Source organism: Modestobacter sp. VKM Ac-2984, from assembly GCF_026967985.1.
Taxonomy (GTDB): Bacteria; Actinomycetota; Actinomycetes; order Mycobacteriales; family Geodermatophilaceae; genus Modestobacter.
The window spans coordinates 273,950-282,256 of the sequence record NZ_JAPVBJ010000007.1; the positions used below are offsets into that span (position 1 = coordinate 273,950).

Here is an 8,307-nt window from a genome sequence, read left to right on the forward strand (position 1 = left end):
CGCCCAGCTCCACCCCAGAGACACCCAGACCACTCCCGTGCACGCTGTCGGCATCGTCGCAGCGGCCGGGAGTGGTCTGCGTCTGGGGGCAGAACTGCCCAAGGCCCTGGTGCCCCTCGGTGGCCGGCCGCTGGTCTGCTGGGCGGTCGAGTCGCTGCGTGCCGGCGGGGTCGAGCAGGTGGTGGTCGCCGTCCCGGCGTCGCAGCAGGCGGCCTTCACCGCCGTGCTCCCCGGTGACGTGCACGTCGTCGTCGGCGGGGACACGCGCACGGCGTCGGTCCGTGCGGCCCTCGCCACCGCCCGTGAGCACGCCTCGGACCAGGAGCGCACCGCGGTGCTGGTCCACGACGCGGCGCGGCCGCTGACCCCGCCCGACGTCGTCGCCCGGGTGCTGGCCGCCCTCGCCGGCGGCGCCCGCGCCGTCGTCCCGGTGCTGCCCGTCGTCGACACCACCGTGGTCGTCGACGCCGACGGCGTGGTGACCGCGGACGTCCCCCGCGCCCCGCTGCGCCGGGTGCAGACCCCGCAGGGCTTCGAACGGGCCACCCTGATGGCCGCCTACGCCCACGCGCACGGCACCGCGGCCGAGTTCACCGACGACGCCTCGGTGGTCCGGGCCGCCGGGATCCCGGTGCAGACCGTGGCCGGCGACGAGCGCGCCGCCAAGATCACCGTCGCGCACGACCTGCGGATGGCCGAGCTGCAGACCGAGCGGCCCCGATGAGCCCCGAACTGCCCCGCGTCGGCATCGGCACCGACGTCCACCCCATCGAGGCCGGCCGCCCGTGCTGGCTGGCCGGGCTGGAGTGGCCGGGCGTCGACGGCTGCGCCGGGCACTCCGACGGCGACGTCGTCGCCCACGCCGTGACCGACGCCGTGCTGTCGGCCGCGGGCCTCGGCGACATCGGTGGGCTGCTGGGCACCGACGACCCCCGCTGGGCCGGCGCCCGTGGCGCCGCCGTGCTGGAGCACGTCCGCGAGGTGCTCACCGCGGCCGGCTGGCAGGTCGGCAACGTCTCGGTGCAGATGATCGGCACAACCCCCAAGGTCGGTCCCCGCCGGGCAGAGGCGGAGGCGGTGCTGTCGGCGGCCCTCGGTGCGCCGGTCAGCGTCACCGCCACCACGACCGACGGGCTGGGGCTCACCGGGCGCGGCGAGGGCCGGGCGGCGGTGGCCACGGCGCTGGTGGTCCGGAGCACGTCCGCCGCGCCCGTAGGATCGACCCGGTGAGCCTCCGCCTGTACGACACGGCCGCCCGTGCCGTGCGCGACTTCACGCCCCTGCGTGCAGGACAGGTCTCCATGTACGTCTGCGGGCTGACCGTGCAGGGCCCGCCGCACATCGGCCACGTCCGGTTCGCGATCGCCTTCGACGTGCTGCGCCGCTGGCTGCTGCACCAGGGCGACGAGGTGATCTACGTCCGCAACGTCACCGACGTCGACGACAAGATCCTCACCAAGGCCGCAGCCGCCGGCGTCCCCTGGTGGGCCTGGGCGTACGAGAACGAACGCGCCGCCACCCGCGCGTACGAGGTGCTGGGCACGCTGCCGCCCACCTACGAGCCGCGGGCCACCGGCCACGTGCCGGAGATGGTGGAGCTGATCGAGCGGCTGATCGCCGGCGGGCACGCCTACGACGTCGACGGCGACGTCTACTTCGACGTCCGGTCCTTCCCCGGGTACGGCGAGCTGACCGGCCAGAAGCTGGGCGACCTGCAGCCGGCGGCGGACACCGAGACCGACGAGCGCAAGCGCGACCCCCGGGACTTCGCGCTGTGGAAGTCCGCCAAGGACGGCGACCCCGCCACCGCGTCCTGGCCCACCCCGTGGGGGCGCGGGCGCCCCGGCTGGCACCTGGAGTGCTCGGCGATGGCCGAGAAGTACCTGGGTGCCGAGTTCGACGTCCACGGAGGTGGGCTCGACCTCCGCTTCCCGCACCACGAGAACGAGCGGGCCCAGTCGCAGGCCGCCGGTGACGGGTTCGCCCGGTACTGGCTGCACAACGGCTGGGTCACCATGGGCGGCGAGAAGATGAGCAAGTCCCTGGGCAACACCGCCCTGGTCGACGAGGTCGTCCAGCGCGTGCGCCCGGTGGAGCTGCGCTACTACCTGGCGGCCCCGCACTACCGCAGCACGATCGAGTTCACCGAGGCCGCGCTGGAGGAGGCCGGGGTCGCCTACCGGCGGCTGGAGTCCTTCGTCCGGCGTGCGGCCGAGGTGGTGGGCGCCGACGCCGGCAAGCCGGTGCTGCCCGCCGAGTTCACCGCCGCCCTGGACGACGACCTGAGCACGCCGGCCGCCGTCGCGGTGGTCCACGAGGTCGTCACCCAGGGCAACAGCGCGCTGGCCGCCGACGACCACGAGGCGCTCGCCGCCGCGCTGGGCGCGGTCCGGGAGATGCTCGGCGTGCTCGGCCTCGACCCGCTCGACCCGCAGTGGGCCGACGCCGGCGGCGACCGCCGCCTGGTGGAGGCCACCGACGGCCTGGTCGCGCTCGCGCTGGAGCAGCGCACCGCGGCCCGGGCCCGCAAGGACTACGCGTCAGCTGACGCGATCCGGAACCAGCTCGGCGCCCTGGGCGTGCAGGTCGAGGACACCCCCCAGGGCACACGATGGGAGCTGACCTGATGGCCGGCAACAGTCAACGCCGCGGCCGCTCGGCCGGCGCAGGCAAGAAGACCGCCACCGCTGGGACGGGTGGCAAGAACCGCCGCTCGCTCGCCGGCCGGGGCGCCACCCCGAAGGCCACGGAGCGGCCGCACCACCCGGCGTACAAGGCGGCGAAGGCCGCCGCGGCCCGTCAGGACAACCGGCAGCGGGTGCAGCGGCGCAACGCCGAGGCCCCCGAGCTGCTGCTGGGCCGCAACCCGGTGCTGGAGGCGCTGCGCGCCAACATCCCGGCGACGGCGCTCTACGTCGTCACCGGTGACACGAGCCGCGGCGGGACCGACGAGCGGATCGCCGAGTCCGTGCAGCTGGCTGCCGACCGTGGGCTGCCGCTGCTCGAGGTGGGCAAGGCCGAGTTCGACCGGATGAGCGACCACGCGCTGCACCAGGGCATCGGCCTGATGGTGCCGCCCTACGACTACGCGCACCCCGACGACCTGCTCGACATCGCCCGCAACTCCGGCCGCCCGCCGCTGATCGTGGCGCTGGACGGCGTCACCGACCCGCGCAACCTGGGCGCGGTCATCCGCTCGGCCGCGGCCTTCGACGCGCACGGTCTCGTCGTCCCCGAGCGCCGCGCGGTGGGCATGACCGGCTCGGCCTGGCGTACCAGCGCCGGCGCGGCGGCCCGGCTGCGGGTGGCCCGAGCCGTCAACCTGGGCCGCAGCCTGGCCTCCTACCAGGAGGCGGGCCTGCAGACCGTCGGCCTGGCTGCCGACGGCGACATGGACATCCACTCCTACGACGGCTTCGCCGACCCGATCGCTCTGGTCGTCGGGGCCGAGGGCGCCGGGCTGTCCCGACTGGTCCGCGAGCGTTGCGACGTCGTCCTGTCCATCCCGATCACCAAGGACACCGAGTCGCTGAACGTCAGCGTCGCGGCCGGGATCGCCCTCTACGCCGCGGCTTCCGCCCGCCGGTGACCGGACCGGCCGGGCCTGCTGCGCAGGACCGGCCGGCGACGGCGGTGCGGCTCGGGCTCGAGCCGCACCCGGAGGGCGGCTGGTACCGGCGCACCTGGACGTCCCCCGCCGTCGCCGGCGACCGGCCGGCGGCGACGGCGATCGTCTTCCTGCTGGCCGAGGGGGAGCACTCCGCCTGGCACCGGGTCGACGCCGACGAGCTCTGGCTGTGGCACGGGCCGGAAGAGCTCACGCTGCAGCTCTCCGACGCCCCGGACGCCGACGTCGCGACGGCGGTGACCCTGGGGCCGGAGCTGGTCCAGGTGCTGGTGCCTGCCGGGCGGTGGCAGTGCACCCTGCCGGTGAGCACCGAGGTGCTGGTCAGCTGCGTGGTGTCCCCGGGGTTCCGGTGGAGCGGCTTCCAGCTGGGGTGAGCGGCCGACTCAGCCCAGCAGCTGGGCGACGGTGTAGATGACCAGGCCGGCCAGGCCGCCCACGACCGTGCCGTTCACCCGGATCCACTGCAGGTCACGCCCGACCTGGAGCTCGATCCGCCGGCTGGTCTCCTCGGTGTCCCAGCGGGCCACCGTGGTGCCCACCAGGTCGGCGACGTCGCCGGAGAACCGCTCGACGGCGTACCCGGCAGCCCGCTGGGTCTGCCGCTGCACCAGTTCGCGGATGGTCGGGTCGCTCTGCAGCAGCTCCGCGCCGGACCGGATCAGCCCGACCACCCGCGCTCGCAGCTCGGAGTCCGGGTCGGCTGCGGCGGTGATGACGGCGTTCTTCGCGGTGGTCCACAGCGAGCCCGACCAGGTGCGCACGGCCGGGTGGTCCAGCAGCTCCTCCTTGAACCGCTCGACCCGGGCCGCGGCCTCGGGGTCGGTGCGCAGCGTGTGCACGTAGGCCCGCAGCCGCTTGTCGTAGCTGCGGCGCAGCTCGTGCCGGGAGTCCTCGCCCACCTCGGCGAGGAAGCCCTGGAGCAGGTCGAACACCCGGTCGAACACCCGGTCGTCGACCCAGTCGGGCACCCAGACGGGGGAGGCGTCGCCGAGCCGGGTGCGGAACACCAGCCGGTTGTCGGCCAGGAAGTTCGCCAGCCCGGTGAGCGCCGCGGAGAGCACCTCCTGGTGCCGGTCGCCGTCGATGACGAGCTCGATGCCCCGGGCCACGGCGGGGGCAGCGGGGGTCTCGCGGAGCTTCCGGTCGACCAGGGCGGCGACGGCGGGCTGCAGCTCGTCGTCCTTCAGCAGGTCGGTCAGTCCGCCGAGGGCGGCGCCGGCGTCGCCGGCGAGCCGCTCGGCGCGACCGGGGGAGGCCAGGAAGGCGCCCAGCCGGCCGGGGACGTCGACGGTGGCCAGCCGTTCGTCGACGACCGCCCGGGTCAGGAAGTTCTCCCGCACGAAGGTGCCCAGGCTCGTGCCGATCTGGTCCTTCTTGCGCGGGATGATCGCGGTGTGCGGGATCGGCAGCCGCAACGGGTGCCGGAACAGCGCGGTGACGGCGAACCAGTCGGCCAGCGCCCCGACCATCGACGCCTCCGCGGTGGCCCGCACGTACCCGACCCAGGTGCCGGTCTCCTCGCCCAGCAGCACGCAGACCAGGAAGACCAGGGCCGCGAGCAGGAACAGCCCGGTGGCCAGCCGCTTCATCTTCGCCAGGTCGCGGGCGCGCTGGGGGTCGTCGAGCGACTCCACCAGCGGGGTGGTCAGCTGGGGTCCCGGCACCCGTCCGAGCCTAGGCGTCGGGTCGGGGGAGCCCTCCTGCGGACGTGCGACGACCCCGGGGCCGAGGGGGGCTCGGCTCCGGGGTCGTCGGTCGGAGGAGGTGGCCCTCTGCCCCCGACCCGAGCTCGCGGGGGAGGGCAGAGAGGGCCGGCCTCAGTTCGAGGTCTCGTCCAGGGTGACGTCGACCTCGGAGCTGTCCCCGTCGCGGCGGACGGTCAGCGTGATCTCGTCGCCGGGCTGGGCGCTGCGGATCGCGGCGGTCAGCTCGGTGGAGGTCGTGATCGGCCGGTCGCCCACCGCGGTGATCACGTCGCCGGCCTGCAGGCCGGCCTCGTCGGCGGCAGAGCCGTCGGAGACCGTGGCCACCAGGGCGCCCTCGCCCACGGCGGAACCGGAGTCGGCCGCGGTGCGGGCGCTCACCCCGAGCAGGGCGTGCGTGGCCGAGCCGGTGTCGATGATCTGCTCGGCGATCCGCTGCGCGGTGTTCGACGGGATGGCGAAGCCGACGCCGATGTTCCCGCTGGTCGTCTCCTGACCGGGCAGGCCGGTGCTGGCGACCGAGGCGATCGCGGTGTTGATGCCGACGACCTCCCCGTCGGCGTTGACCAGCGCACCGCCGGAGTTGCCCGGGTTGATGGCCGCGTCGGTCTGCAGGGCGTCGATCACCGTGCTCTCGTCCTGCGTCGACCCGGCCTGCACGGCCCGGTTGGTGGCGCTGATGATCCCGTCGGTGACCGTGTTGGTCAGGCCCAGCGGCGCACCGATGGCGACCGCAAGGTCACCGACCTGGACCGCCTCGGAGTCGGCGAAGACCGCCGCGGTCAGCCCGGCGGCGTCCGACAGCTTGACCACGGCGAGGTCGTTGCTCGGGTCGGTGCCGACGACGGTGGCGTCGTAGACGGTCCCGGCGGAGGTGCGCACCTGCACGGTCACGTCGTCGGTGCCGTTGTTCAGGCTGACCACGTGGTTGTTGGTGAGCACGTAGCCGTCCTCGGACAGGACGACGCCGGAGCCCGACCCCGAGCCCGCGGCGGCGCTCACGTAGAGGGTGACGACGCTGGGGGCTGCCGCGGCGGCGGCGGCCGTCGTGCTGGTGGCCCGCTCGGCGTCCTCGATGACGACCGGCTGCGTGGTCGTCCCGCTGGCGCTGACCACGGTGTCCACGTCGCTCAGCGCGACCACGCCGGCGCCGGCGCCGCCACCGATCAGCGCACCGGCGACCAGACCGGCCACGCCCAGCCGCCAGCGCCCGGTCCGCCGCGCCGGCTGGAACGGCGCGGTCGCGGCCGGGAAGGGCTGCGGGCCGTAGACCGGCTGCGGGAAGGCCGGGGTCTGGAAGGCGGGGGGCACGGCACCGGCCGGCGCACCCGCCCCGGTGGCGCGCTGGTACCCGGGGGTGCCGTAGCCGGTCGGCGGCCACGGCTGGTGGGCCGTGGCCGGGCCGGGCACCGGCTGGGTGGCCGACGGCTGCTGCGCGGTCGGGAACTGCTCGGTCGGTGCGTTCATCGGCTGCTCGGAGCCGGTGGTCTGGGGGGCGGACGCCGGGCGGCTCTGCTGTGGCGCCCAGCCGGAACCGGCACTGCGGTCGGTGCCGTGGCCCGTCTCGTCGGCCGGACGGTTCTGCTCACTCACGGGAAGTCCCTCCTCACGGCAGGACCTCCCCGCCGCGCAGACTCCACTGTGCTCCCCCGGACTGGCTCGAGACTGGTGGCGAGCTGTGAGTTCCCTGGGTGCCGCAGATCCGTTCGGGCGGCGGGCGACCGCCGTCCGGACCGTGCGGTCGTCGCCTCGCCACCTCGGCAGGGGTGATCAAGCACGACACGGGGAAAGGGAGGGCCAGCTCTGCCCACCGCCTGCTCCCTGGAGGCCACCGGTGCCCCTCCGTGCCCTGCTCACCCGCTCCGCCCTGGGCCTGCTCGTGCTGTTCGGTGGAGCACTGGCGGCGATCGGCGGGGTGTCGCTCGGGCTGCCCGGCCTGATCGCCGTGGCGCTGGCCGCGGCCGTCGCGGCCTGCCTCGGTGCGGGCATCGCCCGGGACGCGGCAGTCCGGGACCCGGGGCAGGCGGCACTCGACGCCGCCTGGCGCAGCGCCGTGGCCACCGTGGCCGTGCTGCTCCTGCTCAGCGGCTGTGCCGTGGTGGCGGGCGGCGCCATCACGGTGCTGCTCGTGGCGATCGGGCTGCTGGCCGTGCTGGTCCGGTGGGCGGTGCGGTCGGTCCGGGCCGACCGGCGGGGCGCACCAGCTGTCGTGCTGCCACTGACCACGGACGACGGCTGGGTGCGGGCGCTGTCTGTGCCGGCGCTGGGCCGGGAGTGGGTGCGCACGTCGGCGGCGCTGGCCGAGACCCGCGAGCCGGTGGCCCGGCAGCAGCTGGTGCACCGCCGGCAGGAGGCCCTGGACGAGCTGGAGCGCCGCGACCCCGAGGGCTTCGCCCGCTGGCTCGCCGCCGGGGCGACCGTCGACAGCGACCCGGCGCAGTACGTCTCCGGTGACCCCACGGCCGGCTACGACGCAGCCTGACCCGACCGGCCGCCGGGTCTCCGGCGAACCCGTCCGGCCCCGGTAACCTCCTCCGGGTCGCCCCATTAGCTCAGTGGTAGAGCACCCGCCTTGTAAGCGGAAGGTCGTCCGTTCAATCCGGACATGGGGCTCCACCCCGCTCGCGGGTCACGTCCGGCCGTGCCAGGGTCGAGACCGAGCGCTGCCGCCCGGGCAGCCGGCGTCGAGGAGTCCCGTCGTGAGCGACCACGTGTACCGGCTGAGCGAGATCGTCGGCAGCTCCACCACCAGCGTGGACGACGCCATCCGCACGGCCGTGCGCAAGGCGTCGGAGACGGTGCGCAACATCGAGTGGTTCCAGACCCAGGAGATCCGCGGGCACGTCGTCGACGGCGAGGTCGCCCACTTCCAGGTGACGATGAAGATCGGCTTCCGCGTCGAGGACTGACTGTGAGCATGGCGGGGCCGGCTCGTAGCTGGTGAGCTGGCGCCGGCAGCGGTAGGTGTGACTCCAG

The 8,307-nt window shown here is 74.9% G+C and carries 9 protein-coding genes and 1 tRNA gene; 8 read left to right on the plus strand and 2 right to left on the minus strand.

The window, feature by feature from the left end:
• Window positions 1-37: 37 nt before the first annotated feature.
• The 5 genes from ispD to O2W16_RS15980 are packed head-to-tail and all read left to right on the plus strand — an operon-like array spanning window position 38 to window position 4,002.
• Window positions 38-724 (plus strand): 2-C-methyl-D-erythritol 4-phosphate cytidylyltransferase, encoded by a 687-nt coding sequence (gene ispD / locus O2W16_RS15960; RefSeq protein WP_269159796.1) that lies wholly within the window; start codon window positions 38-40, stop codon window positions 722-724.
• Window positions 721-1,230: a 2-C-methyl-D-erythritol 2,4-cyclodiphosphate synthase gene (ispF, locus tag O2W16_RS15965; protein WP_269159797.1), complete on the plus strand. Its 510-nt coding sequence runs from the start codon at window positions 721-723 to the stop codon at window positions 1,228-1,230. The genes ispD and ispF overlap by 4 nt, the downstream gene beginning before the upstream one ends.
• On the plus strand, window positions 1,227-2,627 hold the full coding sequence (gene cysS / locus O2W16_RS15970; protein WP_269159798.1) for a cysteine--tRNA ligase: 1,401 nt from the start codon (window positions 1,227-1,229) through the stop codon (window positions 2,625-2,627). Before ispF ends, cysS begins: the two co-directional genes overlap by 4 nt.
• Entirely contained in the window at window positions 2,627-3,589 is a 963-nt protein-coding gene (gene rlmB / locus O2W16_RS15975; protein ID WP_269159799.1) for a 23S rRNA (guanosine(2251)-2'-O)-methyltransferase RlmB, read from the plus strand. The genes cysS and rlmB overlap by 1 nt, the downstream gene beginning before the upstream one ends.
• Window positions 3,586-4,002 carry a cupin domain-containing protein gene (locus tag O2W16_RS15980; protein WP_269159800.1) on the plus strand — a complete coding sequence of 139 codons (417 nt, stop codon included), beginning with the start codon at window positions 3,586-3,588 and terminating at the stop codon, window positions 4,000-4,002. Before rlmB ends, O2W16_RS15980 begins: the two co-directional genes overlap by 4 nt.
• A 9-nt stretch (window positions 4,003-4,011) precedes the next feature.
• Here the strand turns inward: O2W16_RS15980 and O2W16_RS15985 are convergent, their stop codons facing one another.
• Window positions 4,012-5,292 carry a DUF445 domain-containing protein gene (locus O2W16_RS15985; protein WP_269159801.1) on the minus strand — a complete coding sequence of 427 codons (1,281 nt, stop codon included), beginning with the start codon at window positions 5,290-5,292 and terminating at the stop codon, window positions 4,012-4,014.
• A gap of 153 nt (window positions 5,293-5,445) precedes the next feature.
• Window positions 5,446-6,924: a S1C family serine protease gene (locus tag O2W16_RS15990; protein ID WP_269159802.1), complete on the minus strand. Its 1,479-nt coding sequence runs from the start codon at window positions 6,922-6,924 to the stop codon at window positions 5,446-5,448.
• A 241-nt stretch (window positions 6,925-7,165) separates the two neighbouring features.
• Between O2W16_RS15990 and O2W16_RS15995 the strand changes: the two genes are divergently transcribed.
• From O2W16_RS15995 to O2W16_RS16005, 3 genes are all read left to right on the plus strand, one after another.
• Window positions 7,166-7,813, plus strand: a complete 648-nt coding sequence (locus O2W16_RS15995) for a hypothetical protein (RefSeq protein ID WP_269159803.1) — start codon at window positions 7,166-7,168, stop codon at window positions 7,811-7,813.
• A 59-nt stretch (window positions 7,814-7,872) separates the two neighbouring features.
• Window positions 7,873-7,947, plus strand: a tRNA-Thr gene (locus tag O2W16_RS16000).
• 83 nt (window positions 7,948-8,030) lie between these two features.
• Complete coding sequence (locus O2W16_RS16005; protein ID WP_269159804.1) at window positions 8,031-8,240, plus strand: dodecin; 210 nt, start codon at window positions 8,031-8,033, stop codon at window positions 8,238-8,240.
• Window positions 8,241-8,307: the final 67 nt, after the last annotated feature.

Coding starts and splice junctions, on each gene's coding strand:
- ispF (WP_269159797.1), top strand. CDS start 721: ATGAGCCCCGAACTGCCCCGCGTCGGCATCGGCACCGACGTCCACCCC.
- rlmB (WP_269159799.1), top strand. CDS start 2,627: ATGGCCGGCAACAGTCAACGCCGCGGCCGCTCGGCCGGCGCAGGCAAG.